20 protein-coding genes and 2 tRNA genes are annotated in these 19,119 nt (G+C 62.0%); 14 read left to right on the forward strand and 8 right to left on the reverse strand.

The genetic code is table 11. The annotated features are described in order from the left end of the window. Positions 1–28: 28 nt before the first annotated feature. The gene (locus tag EN851_RS02535) at positions 29–517 is read right to left on the reverse strand and encodes a GNAT family N-acetyltransferase (protein ID WP_135880552.1); all 489 of its coding nucleotides are present in this window, start codon (positions 515–517) and stop codon (positions 29–31) included. Next, complete coding sequence (locus tag EN851_RS02540) at positions 514–1,272, reverse strand: copper homeostasis protein CutC (protein WP_189521750.1); 759 nt, start codon at positions 1,270–1,272, stop codon at positions 514–516. Before EN851_RS02540 ends, EN851_RS02535 begins: the two co-directional genes overlap by 4 nt. Positions 1,273–1,474: 202 nt before the next feature. Here EN851_RS02540 and EN851_RS02545 point away from each other — a divergent pair, with 202 nt between their 5' ends. Then, positions 1,475–1,903, forward strand: coding sequence for an SRPBCC domain-containing protein (locus tag EN851_RS02545; protein WP_127279182.1), 429 nt, complete (start codon positions 1,475–1,477; stop codon positions 1,901–1,903). A 105-nt stretch (positions 1,904–2,008) separates the two neighbouring features. Beyond that, positions 2,009–2,464, forward strand: coding sequence for a carboxymuconolactone decarboxylase family protein (locus EN851_RS02550; protein WP_127872673.1), 456 nt, complete (start codon positions 2,009–2,011; stop codon positions 2,462–2,464). A 75-nt stretch (positions 2,465–2,539) separates the two neighbouring features. On the opposite strand, the gene EN851_RS02555 is transcribed toward EN851_RS02550, so the two are convergent. Continuing rightward, positions 2,540–2,971 carry a cupin domain-containing protein gene (locus EN851_RS02555; protein ID WP_135928466.1) on the reverse strand — a complete coding sequence of 144 codons (432 nt, stop codon included), beginning with the start codon at positions 2,969–2,971 and terminating at the stop codon, positions 2,540–2,542. Positions 2,972–3,294: 323 nt separating this feature from the next. Between EN851_RS02555 and EN851_RS02560 the strand changes: the two genes are divergently transcribed. The 3 genes from EN851_RS02560 to EN851_RS02570 all read left to right on the forward strand — a co-directional run bounded on the left by EN851_RS02560 (position 3,295) and on the right by EN851_RS02570 (position 4,644). Continuing rightward, positions 3,295–3,777, forward strand: coding sequence for an Hsp20 family protein (locus EN851_RS02560; protein ID WP_127277412.1), 483 nt, complete (start codon positions 3,295–3,297; stop codon positions 3,775–3,777). Positions 3,778–3,845: 68 nt separating this feature from the next. Beyond that, a complete protein-coding gene (locus tag EN851_RS02565) occupies positions 3,846–4,298 on the forward strand; it encodes a hypothetical protein (RefSeq protein ID WP_127872672.1) in 453 nt (150 codons plus the stop codon). A gap of 46 nt (positions 4,299–4,344) precedes the next feature. Next, the gene (locus tag EN851_RS02570; RefSeq protein ID WP_127872729.1) at positions 4,345–4,644 is read left to right on the forward strand and encodes a DUF982 domain-containing protein; all 300 of its coding nucleotides are present in this window, start codon (positions 4,345–4,347) and stop codon (positions 4,642–4,644) included. A 310-nt stretch (positions 4,645–4,954) separates the two neighbouring features. On the opposite strand, the gene EN851_RS02580 is transcribed toward EN851_RS02570, so the two are convergent. Then, positions 4,955–5,029, reverse strand: a tRNA-Asn gene (locus tag EN851_RS02580). Positions 5,030–5,250: 221 nt separating this feature from the next. Between EN851_RS02580 and EN851_RS02585 the strand changes: the two genes are divergently transcribed. The 9 genes from EN851_RS02585 (at position 5,251) to EN851_RS02625 (ending at position 16,983) form a co-directional block, all read left to right on the forward strand. Beyond that, positions 5,251–5,511 (forward strand): hypothetical protein, encoded by a 261-nt coding sequence (locus EN851_RS02585; RefSeq protein ID WP_127872671.1) that lies wholly within the window; start codon positions 5,251–5,253, stop codon positions 5,509–5,511. Between the two features lie 508 nt (positions 5,512–6,019). Then, positions 6,020–6,093, forward strand: a tRNA-Cys gene (locus EN851_RS02590). A gap of 90 nt (positions 6,094–6,183) precedes the next feature. Next, complete coding sequence (locus EN851_RS02595; protein ID WP_135915762.1) at positions 6,184–6,852, forward strand: protein-L-isoaspartate O-methyltransferase; 669 nt, start codon at positions 6,184–6,186, stop codon at positions 6,850–6,852. 181 nt (positions 6,853–7,033) lie between these two features. Beyond that, positions 7,034–8,419 carry a TolC family outer membrane protein gene (locus tag EN851_RS02600; RefSeq protein WP_135928467.1) on the forward strand — a complete coding sequence of 462 codons (1,386 nt, stop codon included), beginning with the start codon at positions 7,034–7,036 and terminating at the stop codon, positions 8,417–8,419. A 255-nt stretch (positions 8,420–8,674) separates the two neighbouring features. Beyond that, a complete protein-coding gene (locus tag EN851_RS02605) occupies positions 8,675–9,511 on the forward strand; it encodes a PopZ family protein (protein ID WP_127278528.1) in 837 nt (278 codons plus the stop codon). A 244-nt stretch (positions 9,512–9,755) separates the two neighbouring features. Beyond that, positions 9,756–12,539: a valine--tRNA ligase gene (locus EN851_RS02610; RefSeq protein ID WP_135928468.1), complete on the forward strand. Its 2,784-nt coding sequence runs from the start codon at positions 9,756–9,758 to the stop codon at positions 12,537–12,539. Positions 12,540–12,895: 356 nt separating this feature from the next. Further along, the gene (locus tag EN851_RS02615) at positions 12,896–14,134 is read left to right on the forward strand and encodes an OmpP1/FadL family transporter (protein ID WP_127278526.1); all 1,239 of its coding nucleotides are present in this window, start codon (positions 12,896–12,898) and stop codon (positions 14,132–14,134) included. 289 nt (positions 14,135–14,423) lie between these two features. Further along, positions 14,424–16,148 carry a dihydroxy-acid dehydratase gene (gene ilvD / locus EN851_RS02620; RefSeq protein ID WP_127872667.1) on the forward strand — a complete coding sequence of 575 codons (1,725 nt, stop codon included), beginning with the start codon at positions 14,424–14,426 and terminating at the stop codon, positions 16,146–16,148. Next, a complete protein-coding gene (locus EN851_RS02625) occupies positions 16,135–16,983 on the forward strand; it encodes a tetratricopeptide repeat protein (RefSeq protein ID WP_127279924.1) in 849 nt (282 codons plus the stop codon). Before ilvD ends, EN851_RS02625 begins: the two co-directional genes overlap by 14 nt. Positions 16,984–17,146: 163 nt before the next feature. Here the strand turns inward: EN851_RS02625 and EN851_RS02630 are convergent, their stop codons facing one another. The 4 genes from EN851_RS02630 to erpA all read right to left on the reverse strand — a co-directional run bounded on the left by EN851_RS02630 (position 17,147) and on the right by erpA (position 19,084). After that, positions 17,147–17,446, reverse strand: a complete 300-nt coding sequence (locus tag EN851_RS02630) for a hypothetical protein (RefSeq protein WP_127872666.1) — start codon at positions 17,444–17,446, stop codon at positions 17,147–17,149. An 88-nt stretch (positions 17,447–17,534) separates the two neighbouring features. After that, complete coding sequence (xth, locus tag EN851_RS02635; RefSeq protein ID WP_127872665.1) at positions 17,535–18,329, reverse strand: exodeoxyribonuclease III; 795 nt, start codon at positions 18,327–18,329, stop codon at positions 17,535–17,537. A gap of 7 nt (positions 18,330–18,336) precedes the next feature. After that, the gene (locus EN851_RS02640) at positions 18,337–18,729 is read right to left on the reverse strand and encodes a VOC family protein (protein WP_127872664.1); all 393 of its coding nucleotides are present in this window, start codon (positions 18,727–18,729) and stop codon (positions 18,337–18,339) included. Between the two features lie 7 nt (positions 18,730–18,736). Then, a complete protein-coding gene (erpA, locus tag EN851_RS02645) occupies positions 18,737–19,084 on the reverse strand; it encodes an iron-sulfur cluster insertion protein ErpA (protein WP_135928469.1) in 348 nt (115 codons plus the stop codon). Between the last annotated feature and the right edge of the window lie 35 nt (positions 19,085–19,119).

The following is a 19,119-nucleotide window of genomic DNA, read 5'->3' on the forward strand; positions in this document are numbered from 1 at the left end:
AGCGCCGCCGATGGCGAGCGCCACCGGATCAGGCGGCGATCCGCCTGACGTAATAACGCACCGCTTTCTTGCCGCCGTGGATCACCGCGTCGCCGACTTCGGCGAAGCCGAGGGCGGCGTGGAAGGCGTCCGAGGCGGGGTTGGGCGGGTCGGTGTTGACCTCGCAGGTGACCAGCGTGTGGCCGGCGCTCTGCGCATGGTCGAACAGGTCCCGATAGAGCAGGCGAGCATGGCCGCGGCCTCTTGCATGCGCCGCCACGACGACGCGGTCGACATAGATGAAGTGTTCGTAGCGCTCGCGGAACCAGACGAAGTTCGGGCTGTCGTAGTTCGCATCCTGGTCGAAGGTCATGATGAAGGCTTCGAGATCACCGATGCGGCGCGCATAAAATGCCTCGCCGAGCAGGAAGGACAGCCGTTCGGCTTCGAGCCACGACAATTCGGCGGCGTGCTCGTTGTTGAGCGCCAGAATGGCGGCTTCGTCGTCCTGCGCTATGCGGTCTATCGGAGGGGTCATGCCTTGGCCGCCGTGATCGTCGCCGCCACCAGCGGTGTATCGGTCAGTGTGTTGCGATACTCGCGGTCGAGATCGGAGCCGCCCATGCCGACCTTGGGATTGCGGTAGCGCATGGCGCTCGGCACGTCCTTGAGGGCGGCGAAGTGCATTTCGGCCAGGCCGGTCCTTGCGCGCACCTCGGCGATGTTGCCGAGATCGAGCCCGCCACAGCCGAGGATGATGATGCGCCCGTCGGCCTGACGCACCAGATCCGCCAGCAGCGGCAAGCCCTCGATCGCGGTGTCGCGCTGGCCGCTGGTCAGCACACGGCCAACCTTGCAGCGGATCAGCGCTTCCAGCGCCTCGGCCGGATCGCGCGTCATGTCGAAGGCGCGGTGGCAGGTGACGTTCAAGGCGCCTGCGGCCTCGGTCAATTCGCCCATGCGCTTCTCGTCGATGGTGCCGTCGGCGTTCAGGCAGCCGAACACCACGCCGGGCACGCCGAGTTCGCTGAGCGCGGCGACATCGGCGAGCATCGATCGGTATTCGGTCTCGCTGTAGAGAAAATCGCCGCCGCGCGGCCGCACCATGACGTGGAACGGCACGGTCGCCTGGTCGAGCGCTGCGCGCACCGTGCCGAGGCTGGGCGTAATGCCGCCCTCGACCAGGCTGGCGCAGAGTTCGACTCGGTCGGCGCCGGCGGCCTGCGCGGCGAGCAGGCCATCGATGCCTTCGACACAGATTTCGATCAGCGGCGGGCGAGTTTGCGTGGTCAAGAGGCGATCCAGTTCATCATGTTGTGGAGAGCCCTAGCACCACGACGGCTGACGCGAAAGCGTGAACCTACGCCGCCATTTGGACCAGATGGCAGATTCCATTCTTGACTGTTGCATAACTGCATGGTTATGAGTAATGTATAGCTGGCAGGTTATTGATTGCGCGTGCGTGGCGCGACGACAACAACGAGAGGAGCAAGGCATGACGGAAACCAAATCGATCGTCGTCGAAAGGCTGATCCCATATTCGGCGGAAAAGATATGGCGCGCACTGACCGTGCCAGCACTCGTCGGCGAATGGCTCATGCAGAATGACTTCGCGGCGCAAGAGGGGCATCGCTTCACATTCCGCGCGACGCCAGTTCCCGGATGGTCTGGCGTGACGAACTGCGTGGTGCTGAAAGTCGAGGTGCCGCGGCTGCTGGCCTACAGTTGGGGCGATGGGACGGAATCGGACAGTGGGTTGAAAACCGTGGTGACATGGTCACTGACGCCCGAGGGTGTGGCGACCCGGGTGCGAATGGAGCAGTCGGGATTCCGGCCGGCCGACGAGCGTGGCTATATCGGCATGGGAAGTGGCTGGCCGCGCATTCTCGAACGGCTCGAACAGGTTACCGCAAAACAGGCCTGATACGCGGCGGGCAGCCAACAGTTTTCATCAAGTTCGAAACCCTGGATGCGAGTCGTCCGGGCCGGGAAAACACGCCCGGAGAAACAATTCAAAAGGAGAACGACCATGCAAGCAAGGATCAAGAACCCGGTGATGCTCATCCCCGGTTCGGTGCAGGCGCTGCTGGCGCTGGACAAGTCGACCGAGGCGGCCGACGTGCCCTATGTGACGCGCAAGCTCATTCATCTGCGCGCCAGCCAGATCAACAACTGCAGCGTGTGCGTCGACATGCATGCGCGCGAACTGAAGAAGGCCGGAGAAAAGGACGAGCGCATCTTTGCGCTGGCGGCATGGCGCGAGACGCCGTATTTCACTGACGCCGAACGTGCGGCATTGGCGCTGGCCGAAGCCGGCACCAGACTGGCCGACCGGCCGGACGCGGTGCCGGACGATGTCTGGGACGAAGCGGCCCGCCATTATGATGAAAAGGCCCTTGCCGCGCTGGTCATCCAGATCGCGCTGATCAACGCCTTCAACAGGCTGAACGCAGCGACCCGGCAGCCGGTTGGCGCCTGGGGCTAAGCGCTGGGGCTGCCGCGAGGCGAGGGGCGGGCGGCGCATTGCCTTCCCGCCCTCGGGGCACCTGCAGCCTGGCGGCTACTGGCGCAATTCCGTATTCTTGGCGCCTTCCTCGACCTGATCGATCACCAGGAGCTTGACCGGCCCATCGCCAATGTTGGTGGCCTGGTGCCACTGCCCGATCATTTCGACGATGAAATCGCCGGTCTTGTAGGTGTTGCTGTTGCCGGTCTCGACATTGGTGACCTTCAGCGTTCCAGCCTGGACATAGGCGTAGCGTGGGAAGGGATGGCGATGGACCGGCAAGGTCGCGCCGGGCGCGATGTCATAGGTCGAGACCAACACCTGCACGTTCTTCCGCGGCAGCGTGATCGGCTGCCCGGATGCCGTGGTGGTGCGTGATGCGAGCGGCGTCACGACGACCGGGGTTCCGCCGCTGTCCAATGCATGAGCGCCGGTCGCGAACGACGCTGCCGTGAGCAGCAATGCCGATACCAGGATTTTCCGCATGATGTCCTCCCTTGACCGAACGCATCTATCGCGCGGCGGCGGCAGCGTGCAAGGCCGCTCGTGACCAGAGGCGGAACCTGGCGCGCACTTGCCGAGCCATATTCCTCACCCGCTTCCAACCGGAATGCTTTCACCGCAAAAGTCTGGCGCATGCCCGATCTTGACTGGCCGTGGTGCCGCTCCGAAAATTTTTTTGGGCGACCTCTTGAACAAAAAAACCGTGATTCCCAGATCGTTTTCCGTCGAGGCTTCGGCTCGACATACCGCGCCGCAGCAGCGCTGCGGCGACCCGTAAACCATGTTGCTTCACGGAGGATATGGCTATGAGAAGCTTTGATTATTCCCCTCTTTACCGCACCACCGTCGGCTTCGACCGGCTGTTCGACATGCTCGAAAACAGCGTCCGCTCCGACTGGCCTCCCTACAACATCGAGAAGAATGGCGACAACGACTATCGCATCACCATGGCCGTCGCCGGCTTCGGTCCTGACGAAGTGGACCTTGTGCAGAACGGCCCTGAATTGTCCGTAATCGGACAGAGGAAGCCTGATCAGCAAAATCTGGAAATCCTCCACCGCGGCCTCGCGATAGGCAACTTCAAGCAGGTGTTCAAACTTGCAGACCACGTCAAGGTCAAGGCGGCCAATATCCATAATGGCCTGCTGTCGGTGGACTTGGTCCGCGAAGTGCCCGAGGAACTCAAGCCTCGGCGCATCGAGATCCGCTCCGAAGCCAGAGCGGTTCCGCTTCAGGAGAGCGGCAGCAAGCAGTCCATGGATGCAGAGCTGCAACGCAAGGTCGCCTGATACTGGCAACCTCAGTCTGTGGTCCGCCTCCCGGCCTGGCCGGGAGGCACAGATCGCGGAGAATGGAGATGAGATACGAATCTGACTGTGTTCATGAATTCAGACTGACAGATCACGCAGAGGAATTCGCTGCCCTGCGTACGCCCGAGGACGTCCTGAACGAGGACATGACGGTCGGCGAGAAGAGGGCTTTGCTCGCCTTCTGGGCTTCAGACGCCAATGCGGTTCCTGACAATCCCACCCTACGCCAATTGGACAGCGGTGCCATTGCGCAAGTCAGCGAGATTCTTCTTGCGCTCCACACCCTGGACGAGATTGGCCGCAAGCCGCCGGCCAGGGCACCGTTTGACCGCAGTCCGTCTTCAGGCCGGCGTCGAAACAAAACGAGGCGTAGCTGGCTGCGATACCCCTGGCGGGATGACGATGAGGATGATCCGCCGCCGGTTCCGGCCTATGCCGGTGTCCCGCCCAGATGTGGAGATGGCGGCATGTTCGCGGAGCCTGAGCATGCCGTTGCGTGAAAAGCTGAACCAGCAAACCAAATCGCTCAACCGAATGGAGGACCATATGGGCGACAGGACGTTCGATCGACCAGTGTTGGTTAGGAATGGTCAGTTCATTCAAGAAATAGGAAGTCTTGATCACGCATTCGATTTCCTGGACGAGTGGCCGCGGGAACGTCGGGGCCCGATTTTCGAGACGGCCTTCCGGGCTTGCCAGCGTGCTTACGACGGTCAGATACCCCTGTCGGTCGCGCGCGATGCCGTCGCTGGGTTCGCGAGATCCGTCAAGATCCTGCAGGAGCCGCTTGCTCCGCTCCCCTGGATGAGCGGCACCAAATCAGGCCGCGGTGGGGTAGCCGCCTAGCTGGGGCAACGGCAGCGGCCAGAAGTGTCGCTGTCACAGCCCGTCAAGGCGCTCCTCTTAGGCAATCGGCCTTTCCGGGGGTCCGACTGCAAGAAGATCAATCTCAGGCTCGTCTTCGCCGGCCAGACGTTGGCATCAAACAGGTCGAAGACCATATCTGGCTGGCGAGCTTCATGGACTACGATTTGGGATACTTCGATCATGAGACATGCAGGCTCGAACCACTCCAAAACCCCGTCGGGCCAAAAGTGTTACCCATGTCTCCGGTATAAACCGTAACCAATGTGTCCGGAACGGACCTTGGAAATGTTGGCTCCCCGGGCCGGATTCGAACCAGCGACCAACCGGTTAACAGCCGGTTGCTCTACCACTGAGCTACCGGGGAACGGAGGCTCTTTGAGCAAGTGGCGCAGCCTATAGCAAACCCGTTTCGGCTTTGCAAAGAAGCATTTCGCATTTTTCCGAGACTTTTTCGCGCAGCGGTTTCTCGCAATCGGCCTTGGCCGCCCTCATATTAGCCGTCTTGGCGACGGCACGGAACCGAAAGGGCGGTCGCAGCTTTCGTAAAATGACATTATCGAGCCCCCAGACAGGCAGTTCTTCGCGATGACGGCAGCGGACGAAAACCGGATAGCAGCACGAAAGATCTCGGTTTTCGGCCGCGAATTCACCATGCCGCAGTCGCGCGGTCTCAGAATCACGATCGGCGTGCTTTTGACCATTGGCGGCATTCTCGGTTTCTTGCCGATCCTTGGGTTCTGGATGGTGCCGCTCGGACTGCTGGTGCTCTCCTACGAATTTGCCATGGTGCGCCGCCACCGGCGCCGCTTGGTCGTCTGGTGGGAGCGGCGACGCCGGCCGGATTGAGCGGCCGATACATCTCGCATGGCGGTGGTCTCCGAAGAGAATCAATTCTGGCCCTGTCTCTCGGTGCCAGTGCCCGATTCCTTCGAATCCGGTTGCGTGCCTGCCTTCAAATCCTCGCTGATCTGCTTCAGGACCGCGGAAGCCGAGGCCAGACGCGCGCGGTCACGCGGTGAAAGCCTGCCTGTGCCTTCTATTCTCAGGCAGTTGATGGCGTAGCGCACCAAGTCCTCGCACCCCAGCAGCGGCCGTTTTCCGTTCCGTTCGTTTCGTCGTTCGGTTTGGCCAGGGTCATGGCGCAGTCCTCCCGTTTCACAACGCAAGCCGGAGCGCGGAGTTTCGCTCGATCATCCGCCATGCTCAACGGATTGCGAATGTGGGCGGGTGGCTATGACGGCGAACTGACAGGGCCGCAGCCGGCGCAGACGAAACCGTTCGGAATACGTCGTGGCCGCTTGACGGCTTTTTCGCCGCAACCTATTGGAACCGGGTGGAACGCCGGGAGCAACGAGGCCTCGTGGCGGAGTGGTTACGCAGAGGACTGCAAATCCTTGCACCCCGGTTCGATTCCGGGCGAGGCCTCCAATACCCGGGCTCCCGCGCGTCAGCGCCGGAGCCTGAAGTTCCGGTCGACATGAACCGCGATTCTGACGCGGCAAGCAGATTGGTTGGGACATGAGCGCTGATTTCTCCGAACTTCGCGTCAAGATGGTCGATGGTCAGGTCCGCACCACCGACGTGACCAGCGCGCCGCTGCTCGACGCGTTGCTTTCCGTGCCCCGCGAGGTTTTCGTCGGCGATCGCCAGCGCGATCTCGCCTATATCGACGAGGACATCCGCATCGCAGACAGCGCCGATGGCTCGCGCTACCTGATGGAGGCTTCGCCGCTGGCCAAGCTGATGCAACTGGCCGAGATCAGTGTGACCGATTCGGCGCTCGATGTCGGCTGCGGCACCGGCTACGCTTCGGCCATCCTGTCGCGCCTGGCGAGGTCCGTCGTGGCGCTCGAAAGCGATTCGGCATTGGCGCAAACCGCCGCGTCGACCCTGTCCAGCCTGGGCTGCGGCAATGTGACCGTGGTCCAGGGCGCTCTGGCGCAAGGCCATGCGGCGAAGGCGCCGTACAATGTCATCTTCATCGGCGGCAGTGTCGCCAAAGTGCCGGCGTCGCTGCTCGACCAGCTCGCCGAAGGCGGCCGCCTGGTTGCGGTCGAGGGTCAGGGCAATTCGGGCGTGGCGCGGCTTTTTTTCAAGGCGGGGGGGGTTGTAACCGGGAGAAGGGCATTTAATGCGGCAATTAAGCCACTACCCGGATTCGAACGTGAGCATGCTTTCGAATTCTGAATGATTTGGCCTTGCAGCAAAGGCTTTGTCATGGTCGCTTGCATTTGAACGATCGTTGCTGATCCCAGACTGGGGGCACTTTGGGCTGAGCAACAGGGAACATGAAACACGCCGTTCGGGCTGCTCAGGAAGAGAAGCTGGTGCGGCGCGGTTCCCATGGAAAACGAATGAGGGTTAAACCGTGCCGTCAGTACGCAAGTCACTTTTCACCGCCGTCCTTGTGTCGGCGACCGCGCTGTCCCCACTGGCTGCATCGGCCGAAACCATCACGGGTGCCCTTGCAAAAGCCTATCAGTACAATTCCACACTAAATTCATCGCGTGCCGGCGTGCGCGTGACCGACGAGAGCGTGGCCATAGCCAAATCAGGCTGGCGCCCGACGATCACCGGCTCGGCCAACATCGACTATACGAACACGCGCCAGGCAAATGGCGGCGGCAATTCGAAGCTGACAAGCGGCAGCTACGGCATCCAGATCAACCAGTCGCTGTTCGACGGCTTTCAGACAAGGAACAATGTCGCGGCGGCCGAATCCCAGGTCAAGGCGTCCGTTGAAAGCCTGCGCAATACCGAGGAGAACACGCTGTTCAATGCGGCCATGGCCTATATGGACGTGATTCGCGACAGGCAGATCGCGGTGCTGACCGAACAGAACCTGCAGTTCCTGACCGAGCAGGCGCGCGCCGCGCGCTCGCGCTTCGAGGTCGGCGAAGGCACGCGCACCGACGTTGCGCAGGCCGATGCCTCGCGCGCTTCCGCGGTGGCAGCGCTGAGCGCTGCGCGCGCGCAGGCGCTGGCCAGCGCCGCGACCTATCACCAGGTGGTCGGTGACGAGCCCGGCAAGCTCAAGGCCGCTTCGCCATTGGGCAGGTTGTTGCCGTCGAGCCTCGACGCCGCGATCGCCATCGGATCGGCCGAACACCCGGCCATCCTTGCCACCCAGCATCTGGTCGATGCCGCTGCATTTTCGGTGAAATCGTCCGAGGGCGCGCTGTTGCCGCAGTTGTCGGCTTCGGCTGGCGTTTCGGAAAACTACCGCAACGCCATCCCCGACTTGTCAGGTTCCAACGGCAATTCGACGTCGGCCAATATCGGCGCGACGCTGACCATTCCGATCTATTCGGGCGGCCGAACCTCGGCGGTCGTGCGGCAGAACAAGGAATCGCTGGGGCAGGCGCGTATCCAGGTCGACGTCAGCCGCGACCAGGTGCGCCAGGCCGTCGCCACGGCATGGTCCCAATACACCGCCGCGCAACAAAGCGCGTCCGCCAACAGGCAGGTGATCGACGCCGCGCAACTGGCCCTGAACGGCGTCATCGAGGAGCGCAATGTCGGCCAGCGCACGACGCTCGACGTGCTCAATGCGCAAGCCGCCGTCATCACCGCCAAGATCAACCACGCTGGTTACGAACACGATGTGGTGGTGGCAAGCTATGCCATCCTGTCGGCGATGGGCCGCCTCTCAGTCGACCGGCTTGGCTTGGCGGTGACGAAGTACAAGCCCGAAGAACACTACAACGCCGTCAAGGACAAGTGGATCGGCCTGCGCACGCCGGATGGCCGCTAGGCCCTTCGTTCGAACGGCGTTTCCGGGCTGAGTGGTTCGTACGGGAACACAGGATTGTCGTTGTCCTTCTGGTGGTTGCTAACGGGAACCGTCACACGGCTTTGGCGGAATCGCTCTAATCTGTTGAAATCCCACATGTCCCCAGATTGGGGATTCTCGTGCGGCGATCCGTCGGTTACGCTGTCACCATGATTCGAATCCGGCTTTTGCCGGAGCGGAAACCTGCAACGGGTCACAAGGGCGGCGGATGTGACGATGGCAACGGCAAGCAGCGCACAGCGCGAACCCTCCATGGAAGAGATACTCGCTTCCATCAGGAGGATCATCGAAGACAGCGACAACGGCCGCAAGCAGCCCGGCGACGCCGATGAGTTGCAACAGGACCTGGAGCCCGCGCCGAGTGCTGTTCCAGCTGCGGATATCGATGCGTTCCGCGCCGAACTGCATGCCGTCCCAGAGGTCAGGAAGCCTGTCGCGATGGCGGAAATCCAGACGCCAGCCATACTGCCGGCGACAGCACGCACCGAAACGCCGCCACGTGCCGATCCGGCTGCGGGCAGGACGCCGACGACATTGGCTGAGGTCAGCGCCCGGGTTGCCGCCGAGCCGGCGCCTGCCGCCAGCCGCGACGCGCCGGCGGCTCCCGTCGAGGTTGCGACAAGTGAAGCCATCGTCGCCGATTGGCGTCGCGAGATCGCGGCGGTTGGCGAGCAAGCCAAGGCGATGCCGGAGCGGAGCATCCGCCCATCGCCCCAGCCGGATGTGTCGGCGAGCGAGTCGGCGGCGGAACCTGCGATCGAGCGGTCTTCGTCAAACGATGCTCCAACGGGCACGGCTCAGGCGCGCGCGGCGGCGAACGAAGCGCATGCGGTGCGTCCCGCAATTCTTTCCGAACACACTGGACGGCAGGTTGCGGCTGCCTTCGGCGAACTGTCCGACGCCTTTGCAAGCCGCAGCAAGAAGACATTCGACGAGATGGCCGAGGAAATGCTGCGGCCGATGCTGCAGGATTGGCTGGACAACAATCTGCCGACGCTGGTCGAAAGGCTGGTGCGCGAAGAGATCGAGCGCGTGGCACGCGGGGCGCAATAGCGTCCAGGCCTAAGTTCCAGAAGAAACGCCGCCATTGAGGCGGCGTTTTTCGTTGTGACGAGGTCGGCCGTTGGTTGCAGAACTGGCGAAGGCGATCAATTGCCAGCGCGGCCTTCTGTTGAAATGAATAGGTCCGCGCCTATCTGCTTGTGATGACCCCAGGCAGCCCTCGCGGTTGACTTGGCCAAGACCTTCCGATTTACACCGAACCAGCAAAATTCCCGACAGCGCGGACCGTTTTCCCATGCTTGAAAAGACCTACGACGCCAAGACCGTCGAGCCGAAGATCGCCAAGGTGTGGGAGGAAGCCGACGCGTTCCGCGCCGGCGCAGGCGCCGAGGAGGGGGCCGAGGCCTTCACCATCGTCATTCCGCCGCCCAACGTCACCGGGTCGCTGCATATGGGCCATGCGCTCAACAACACGCTGCAGGACATTCTGGTTCGTTTCGAGCGCATGCGTGGCAAGAACGTCTTGTGGCAGCCCGGCATGGACCATGCCGGCATCGCCACGCAGATGGTGGTCGAGCGGCGGCTGATGGAAAAGCAGATCCATCGCCGCGATCTGACGCGCGAAGAATTCATCGAGAAAGTGTGGGAGTGGAAGGCCGAATCGGGTGGGTTGATCTTCAACCAGCTGAAACGTCTCGGCGCCTCCGCCGACTGGTCGCGCGAACGCTTCACCATGGACGAAGGCCTGTCCAAGGCGGTGCTCGAAGTCTTCGTCAGCCTCTACAAGGAAGGGCTGATCTACAAGGACAAGCGCCTTGTGAACTGGGACCCCAAGTTGTTGACTGCCATCTCCGACCTCGAGGTCGAGCAGCAGGAGGTCAACGGCAATCTCTGGCATTTCCGCTATCCGGTCGAAGGCGCGACCTTCGATCCGGAAAACCCAAAGACCTTCATCACCGTGGCGACGACGCGCCCCGAGACCATGCTGGGCGACACGGCTGTCGCCGTGCATCCCGACGACGAGCGGTTCCAACATCTCATCGGCAAGAATGTCGTCCTGCCGATCGTTGGCCGCAAGATACCTGTGGTGGCGGACGAGTATTCCGATCCTGAAAAGGGGTCGGGCGCGGTCAAGATCACGCCGGCGCATGACTTCAACGACTTCGAGGTCGGCAAACGCCACCAATTGCCGGCGATCAACATCCTGACGGTCGAGGCGGCGGTCAAGTTGAAGGACAACGAGGACTTCCTGGCGGGCCTCGAGGCGACGCCGGAACGGCAAGCTGTCTGGGACGAGCTCGACGGTCTCGACCGTTTCGTCGCCCGCAAGAAGATCGTCGAACTGATGGAGGCCGGCGGCTTCCTCGACAAGGTCGAGCCGCATCGCCACGCCGTGCCGCATGGCGACCGCGGCGGTGTGCCGATCGAGCCGTACCTGACCGAGCAGTGGTACGCCAACGCGGCGGAACTGGCCAAGCCGGCGATCGCCTCGGTGCGCGAGGGGCGCACCAATTTCGTGCCTAAGAACTGGGAGAAGACCTATTTCGACTGGATGGAGAACATCCAGCCCTGGTGCATTTCGCGCCAGCTGTGGTGGGGACATCAGATCCCGGCCTGGTACGGACCGGATGGGCGCGTCTTTGTCGAGAAGTCCGAGGAAGAGGCGCTGGGCGCGGCGATCGAATATTATCTGGCGCTCGAAGGCCCCTGGAAGGCCTGGGTCGAGGATAAGCTGGAGAACTTCAAGCCGGGCGAGATCCTGACGCGCGACGAAGACGTGCTCGACACCTGGTTCTCGTCGGCGCTGTGGCCTTTCTCGACGCTCGGCTGGCCGGACCAGACGCCGGAACTGAAGACCTACTACCAGACCGATGTGCTGGTGACCGGCTTCGACATCATCTTCTTCTGGGTCGCCCGCATGATGATGATGGGCCTGCACTTCATGGACGAGGAGCCGTTCCACACCGTTTATGTGCATGCGCTGGTGCGCGACAAGAACGGCGCCAAGATGTCGAAGTCGAAGGGCAACGTCATCGACCCGCTCGATCTGATCGACGAATATGGCGCCGACGCGCTGCGCTTCACCCTGACGGTGATGGCGGCGCAGGGGCGCGACGTGAAACTCGACCCGGCGCGCATCGCCGGCTATCGCAATTTCGGCACCAAGCTGTGGAACGCCACGCGCTTTGCCGAGATGAACGAAGTCGCGCGCAATGACGATTTCTGGCTGAACGACGCTAAGCTGGCGGTCAACCGCTGGATCCTGACCGAGCTGACACGCGCCGCACGCGAGGTCACCGACGGCATCACCTCATACCGCTTCAACGAGGCGGCGGGAGCCGCGTACCGCTTCGTCTGGAACCTGTTCTGCGACTGGTATCTGGAACTGCTGAAGCCGGTATTCATGGGCACGGACGAGGCCGCCAAGGCCGAGAGCCGCGCCTGCGTCGCCTTCGTGCTCGACGAGATCTACAAGCTCCTGCATCCGATGATGCCGTTCATGACCGAAGAGCTGTGGGCGCAGACGGCGGGTGAGGGCAGGGAACGCGCCTCGCTGCTGTGCCATGCCGCATGGCCGTCGCCGGATTTCGAGGATGCTGAAGCGGCCGCCGACATCAACTGGCTGGTCGATCTCGTCTCCGGTATCCGCTCGGTGCGCTCGGAGATGAACGTGCCGCCAGCGGCAATAGCGCCGCTCGTGGTGGTCGGCGCCAACGACGTGACGCGCGAACGGCTGGTTCGCGAGGACTCAGCGATCAAGCGGCTGGCGCGTGTTGGTGACATCTCGCTCGCCGATGCGGCACCCAAGGGGTCGGCACAGATCGTGCTCAACGAGGCGACGATCTGCCTGCCGCTTGGCAGCCTGATCGACCTCACGGCGGAGGCCGCGCGGCTGCAGAAGGAACTGGTCAAGGTGACCGAGGAAATCGCGCGCCTGCACAAGAAGCTGTCGAATGAGAAATTCGTTGCCAGCGCGCCGGCCGAGATCGTGGAAGGCGAGCGGGAAAAGCTGGCCGAATATCGCGCCGCGCAGGACAAGCTTTCGGTAGCGCTGACCAGGGTTCGCGACGCCGGCTGAAGGGCAGATTCGTCCATGACCCCGGAGCGAATTCCCATGCGTCACCGCCTCAAAAATGGGCATTCCGTTGCGTAAATGTTGACGTAAACGGAAACTTTTAGCCCATTGTTGCCATAATGTAACAATGGGGCCAGATCCCCTCAAAATTAGCTGTTTTCGAGCTTTTTGGGGCCATTTTCGTGCATCTTTTCGGCGTTTTGGATGTGCTCAGGGCCGTTTTTGGCCTTGGGACATTCCTTTGCATTTTGTCGAAAAAGCGTTTGGCGGACATGTACATGTACGCCCGGGAATTCGTTGTTGCGCCGTTAACTTGAATTGGTTCTAGCTTGATCCACTAGTTATTCGGGAGGACATCCATGAGCAATTTGCGTCTGAAAGCACTGCTGGGGGCAGGGTGCTTTTCGTTGGCCTTGATGGGCTCGCTTATCCACCCGGCGCATGCTGGCGGTCTGGAGCGCGGCGGCTACGATATCGACCTACTGTTCGATCCGGCCCAGGTCGCGACGGAGGCCGAAGCAACCTATGTGATGCCGGATCGCAAATACGAGAATGCCAAGGGGCCGGGCGGATTCAATCTCGGCTTGGGCACCTCGGCTGATGGAGCGGAGGGCTATTGGGTGCCGCGCATCGGTGTTAAGGCGCAGGTCGTTCCGGGCGTCGATTGCATGGTCGACTATTCCCAACCTTGGGGAGCACATTCCGCGCCAGGCATGTGGAACGGCGCAGTTTCAAACATAGAGACCGACATCAAGAGCGATAACTACGCGGGCACCTGCTCGTACAAGATGGATGCGGGCAAAGGTCAGCTTCGCTTTATCGGCGGTGTGTTCTATCAAAAGGTCTACGGCTTTAAGGAAAGTCTTGTGGCTTTCAACCCATTTGGGCCGTCACCGACGGGCCGTGTCGATCTGTCGACCACTGGCTGGGGCTGGCGCGCTGGCCTCGCTTATGAAATCCCCGACATCGCACTGCGCGCGAGCCTCGTCTATAACTCGAAGGTTAAGCTCGATAACATCGAGGGTACGCTCGATTTGACCAGTGTTGGCCAGGGCATAATTCCGATCTACGGCTCCACGCAATATATGCCGGATGTTGTTGAATTCAAATTGCAATCTGGCATCGCTCCTGGGTGGTTGGCTTTTGGCTCCGTCAAGTGGGTCAATTGGAGTGTCCTGCAGAGCGTTCCAATTTGTGCGGTGGGTACTCCCGACGCGCTCTGTGTCACGGGCGACAAACTGCACTCTGCACAGTTAACCTCACTCGATCTGATGTATCGTGATGGCTGGACGATCTCAGGCGGCGTTGGCCACAAGTTTAACGATCAGTGGAGCGCTGCTGGTCAGCTTTCATGGGATCGTGGCACTTCGCACGGCTATGGAGCGCAGACCGATACGTGGACACTTGGCGGCGGTGTTGCCTACACGCCTAAGCCCAACATTGAATTTCGCGTAGCTGGCGCAATAGGCGTCTTGACCAGCGGTCACTCAGGTATAGTGGCCGGGGACAATGGCTATGTTGCAGGTGACGACGCGAGTTACGACTTCGGCAATGATCTGGTCACGGCAATATCCGGCGGCGTCAAGATAAAGTTCTAAGCGTTTGAAAGTTTTAGTAAAAGGCCGGGCATTGCCCGGCCTTTTCGTTTGTGCCGACGTCGTCGCTGGCCCCATCATACAAGCTGCGTTGCATATAAGCCGCACTTGGGCCGCCTCGTGCGATTGTGACGTTTTGGCAACACTTTCTGAACAACCCCTGCGCTAAAGGTCAGGCCGAGGAAATTGCCCATTTCCCGCCATAAACCCGGCGCACCTCGAACTCGTCTCGGGACACGTGCCAAAAGGCTCGGCGATGGGGCAGGCCGCACCGCCCGCGGCAAGGAAGAGAATGGACGCCAAGGTCATTTCAAAGGCTAAGCTCCCTAGCCGCCATGTGACTGTCGGTCCGGCGCGTGCGCCGCACCGGTCCTATCTCTATGCCATGGGCCTGTCGGCGGCCGAAATCGCGCAGCCGCTGGTCGGCGTCGCCTCCTGCTGGAACGAGGCAGCACCCTGTAACATCTCGCTGATGCGCCAGGCGCAAGTGGTCAAGAAGGGCGTGGCAGCCGCCAACGGCACGCCCCGCGAATTCTGCACCATCACCGTCACCGACGGCATCGCCATGGGCCACCAGGGCATGAAGTCGTCGCTGGTGTCGCGCGAAGTCATCGCCGATTCGGTCGAACTCACCATGCGCGGCCATTGCTACGATGCGCTGGTCGGCCTAGCCGGCTGCGACAAGTCGCTGCCCGGCATGATGATGGCCATGGTGCGGCTCAACGTGCCGTCGATCTTCATCTATGGCGGCTCGATCCTGCCCGGCAGCTATCGCGGCCGCCAGATCACCGTGCAGGATGTGTTCGAGGCGGTCGGCCAGCACTCGGTCGGCACGATCGATGATGCCGAGCTGCTTGAAATCGAGCAGACCGCCTGTCCTTCGGCCGGTTCCTGCGGCGCCCAGTTCACCGCCAACACCATGGCCACCGTCGCCGAGGCAATCGGTCTTGCGCTGCCCTATTCCTGCGGCGCGCCGGCGCCCTACGAAATGCGCGACCGCTTCAATTTCGCCTCGGGCGAAAAGGTCATGGAACTGATTGCCAAAAACATCCGCCCGCGCGACATCGTCACCCTTAAGGCACTGGAAAACGCGGCGACCGTTGTTTCGGCCACCGGCGGCTCGACCAATGCCGCGCTGCATCTGCCGGCGATCGCGCATGAGGCGGGGATCAAGTTCGACCTGTTCGACGTGGCGAAAATCTTCGAGAAGACGCCTTACATCGCCGATCTCAAGCCGGGCGGCAAATATGTCGCCAAGGACATGTTCGAGGCCGGCGGCATTCCGCTGCTGATGAAGACGCTGCTCGACCACGGCTATCTGCATGGCGATTGCCTAACGGTCACTGGCCGTACTTTGGCCGAAAATATGGAGCACGTTGCCTGGAATGAACACCAGGATGTGGTCCGCCCGGCCAACAGACCAATTACCCAAACCGGCGGTGTCGTGGGCTTGAAGGGAAATCTTGCCCCTGAAGGCGCGATCGTGAAGGTCGCGGGCATGGCGGAGTTGAAATTCTCCGGCCCGGCGCGCTGTTTCGATTCGGAAGAGGAATGTTTTGAGGCGGTGACGAACCGCGCCTACCGCGAAGGCGAGGTTCTGGTCATCCGCTATGAAGGACCGCGCGGCGGTCCTGGCATGCGCGAGATGCTGTCGACGACGGCGGCACTCTACGGCCAGGGCATGGGCGGCAAGGTGGCGCTGATCACCGACGGCCGTTTCTCGGGCGCGACGCGCGGTTTCTGCATCGGCCATGTCGGCCCGGAAGCGGCGGTTGGCGGCCCGATCGGCCTCATCAGGGATGGCGACGTGATTTCGATCGACGCGGTGAACGGAACGATCGACGTAGCGCTGTCCGAGGCCGAACTGGCGGCACGAGCGAAGACATGGAAGGCGCGCACGACCGACTATCAGTCGGGCGCGATATGGAAATACGCACAGACGGTAGGGTCCGCCAGGGATGGCGCGGTCACCCATCCGGGCGGTGCGAAAGAAACACACTGCTATGCGGATATCTGAGTTGTTGAAGTCAACACCAGAGTTGTTGAGGTCATCTGTCCTTCCGGCACTGGTCGCGGTTGCGATCTTTGGCGCCGTGGGCCAGGCCATGGCCTTCGACGACAAGGTGTTCGACGACAAGACCGGCGTGAAGCCGCAGTCGAGCCCCTGGGCAGTGTTTCAGTTCGGGTTCTCCGCCTACAAGAGCGGCCACAAGGAGCAGGCCGCCGAGGCCTACAAATATGCCGCCGAAAACGGCCAGATCGGCGCCACCTGGAAGCTTGCCCGCATGTATGCCGAGGGCGACGGCGTGGCCCGCGACGACTATGAGGCTTTCAAGTTCTTCTCGGAGATCGTCGACCAGGACGTCGAGCCCGGCTCGCCGGAAGAAAGCTATGTCTCCGACGCGCTGGTGGCGCTCGGCGACTATCTGCGCACTGGCATTCCCGGCAGCCCGGTCACCGAGAACGAGGTGGCGGCGCAGGAATATTACATGCGCGCCGCCGCCAACTACCGCAATCCGAACGCTCAGTTCGAGATGGGCCAGATGTTCCTGAAGGGCGAGGGCGGTGTGAAGGCCAGCGTCAAGCAGGCCGGGCGCTGGTTCCAACTCGCCGCCGAGAAGGGCCATGCCGGTGCGCAAGCGACGCTTGGCCACCTGTTGTTCCAGAGCGGCAAGATCGTGCGCGGCCTGGCGATGATGACCGCGGCCCTCGAGCGTGCGTCGCCGACCGATCAGCCCTGGATCCGCGGCATGCAGGAAGAGGCGTTCGCCGCGGCCGGCGAAGCCGACCGCCGCACCGCGATCTCGCTGGCGGACGACATCCTGACCAAGGGCAGCAACGCCGATCAGTAGGCTCTTTCCCCGTCACCTGCGGCGAGCCGAGGAGCGATCCGTGTAGCGGACGAGAAGCCAACTGCTTGGCTTCTCTAGCGAAGAACGTCGGCATGGCAATGACGGACAACGCCGGCCTATCGAGGCTCGTCTCGATCCGAGGACGAGGCAATCCAGGAGAAAATTAGTTTTCGGTTGGCTCCGTCGGGACCATGCTTGGCGCGGGTGTCGAGATCGGTGTGACGTGCAGGTGCGGCGCCATGGTGTTTGCCGGGCAGCTATCGCCAACCTTGGTCCAGGATGTGTTGTTGAGCACCATGTCGCAGCGAGCCAAATGACTCTGGTCGGCAACCGTCAGGCAGGTGACCTGTCCGACCGGATAGGATTTTCCATTGGCGAGACATTCCGGGGCGGCGAAGGCCGGCACGATCGCGGTCGTGGCGAATGCCAAGCCGATCGGATAATGAGCAAATCGAACGGTCATGGAAACCCGGCCACCATGATGATTTCCCATCATGCGCGTGATTGTGGCGACACGAGGTCCAGACTACTCGGCGGCAGAAGGGTCTGCGTCAGGCCGGCTGCAGCGCGAGGTCGATCGCCACCGGGACGTGATCGGATGGTTTTTCCCAGGCGCGCACATGTTTTTCGATCGACGCCGATGAGAACCGGTTCGCGGCTTCAGGCGACAGCAGCAGATGGTCGATGCGGATGCCATTGTTCTTCTGCCAGGCGCCGGCCTGATAGTCCCAGAAGGTGTAGGTGTCCGGGGCATCGGTGACCGCGCGCACCGCTTCGGTGAAACCGAGATTGAGCAGCCGGCGGAAGGCCTGCCTTGTCTGTGGCTGGAACAGCGCGTCGCCCAGCCAGTTCTCCGGGAACCGCGCGTCGATCGGCTCGGGAATGACGTTGTAGTCGCCGGCCAGCACCAGCGCCTCTTCCAGCCTCAGGCGCTCCTGCGCCCAGCGCTCCAGCCGCGCCATCCAGGACAGCTTGTAGGGAAACTTCTTCTCGTCATCGATCGGGTTGCCGTTCGGCAGATAGAGCGAGGCGACGCGAAGCGCGCCCTTGTCGGTCGAGAACACGCCTTCGATGAAACGTGCCTGTTCGTCGGCATCGTCACCCGGCAGGCCTCTGGTGACTTCATCGAAGCGCAACTTCGACAGCAGCGCGACACCGTTGAAGCCCTTCTGGCCATGGGTTTCGACATTGTAGCCAAGCGCCTCGATCTCGGCGCGCGGGAACTGCTCGTCGACCGTCTTGATCTCCTGCAGGCAGACGATGTCGGGCGCGCTCTCGGTCAGCCAATGGGTCAGGTTGCCGATGCGGGCGCGCACGCCGTTGATGTTCCAGGTGACGATTTTCATGACGGTCTCATTGTTCCTGCGGCGGAAGGCGTTCGACTAAACCGATCGTATTGCCTGCCGGATCCTTTAGAAAGGCCATCCATTCGCTTTCCCCCGCCGGACCAAACTGCCCTTCGGTGTCGCGATGGACCAGCGTCGGCGGCGCGGTGAAGGGGATGCCGGCTGCCTTCGCCTCGGCGTGGAAGGCTTCGAGGCCTGATATGTCGAGATAGATGGTGCCGGCCGGGATGCCGTCGGTGAACAACAGCCTGACATCGCCGGCCATGATGAAGGCAATGCCGGGCGGATCGAACCGCGCATGCACCCTCATGCCGAGGACATCGCGCCAAAAGGCCAATGTCGCGTCGAGGTCGCGACCGGCGGAGAGCGCAACCTGACGAACCGCGCCGGTTGCGGGCATCTCGGTCCTAGATGGAGAAGCTGGTGCCGCAGCCGCAGGAGGCGACCGCATTCGGGTTGCGGATCTGGAACGACTGCCCCATCAAATCGTCGACGAAATCGATTACCGAGCCACCCATATAGACCAGGGACAGATCATCGATCAGCAGCGTGGCGCCGTCCTTCTCGATGGCAACGTCGTCGTCATTGCGCGCGTCGACCAGATCGAACTTGTAGGAAAAGCCTGAGCAGCCGCCGCCCTCGACGGAAACGCGCAGCGCCGTCTTGCCGGCCTCGCCAGAGACAATTTTGGCGATCCGCTTGGCGGCGGCCTCGGTCATCTCGACTTTCATGGCGGTCTTGGCATCCGCGCCCATAGGCGTCACCTTGCTTTCGGTTTCACATGATAGGT

The sequence above is a fragment of the Mesorhizobium sp. M8A.F.Ca.ET.208.01.1.1 genome, assembly GCF_004791315.1.
GTDB lineage: Bacteria > Pseudomonadota > Alphaproteobacteria > Rhizobiales > Rhizobiaceae > Mesorhizobium.